Origin of the sequence: Pseudomonas brassicacearum subsp. brassicacearum (genome assembly GCF_008801605.1) — a bacterium.
Classification (GTDB): Bacteria; Pseudomonadota; Gammaproteobacteria; order Pseudomonadales; family Pseudomonadaceae; genus Aquipseudomonas; species Aquipseudomonas brassicacearum.
This window is the reverse complement of sequence record NZ_VZPJ01000049.1, coordinates 1-459: the sequence shown is the minus strand read 5'-3', so window position 1 is coordinate 459 and position 459 is coordinate 1. Positions and strand designations below refer to the sequence as shown.

General features: G+C 43.1%; 1 protein-coding gene. It reads right to left on the bottom strand.

What is annotated here, in order from left to right:
• A partial coding sequence (locus F7R20_RS31490; protein WP_151180641.1) for a molybdopterin-dependent oxidoreductase occupies positions 1-459 on the bottom strand: 459 nt, incomplete at both ends.

Below are 459 nucleotides of genomic sequence, written 5' to 3'. Positions count from 1 at the left end.
AACTGACTCGATGACGTCATCAAGTAATGTCCAAGAAATTGCCTTACCTTTAAGACCTGTTTCTAGGGCATGTAACCAACGCCAAGATTCTTTAATCGCAAGTTCTGGTTTGTAGTAGCTTGGGTCATACACTTGGTAGAAACGTTGTGCACGGCCTTCTTGCGATACCACAGTACCATCACCTTCAGCGAAACTTGCAGCAGAAAGAACGATATCTGCTTTTTTCACAGTTTCAGTTTCAGAGTGATCTAATACAATCACATCTTTACCCGAAAGCGCTGCATTCACTTGCGCTGCTGGTAAACGACGATAAAGATCGTTTTCAACCACAATCACTGCATCAAAATCTTGTGCAAATGCTTGCTCAAGGCTTTGACCACCCAAGATTGCCAAGCCCATTGAGTTCACTTCAGGAACAGTCAATGTCAAACCTGCATTTGAACCAAGGTTTTGTGCAAC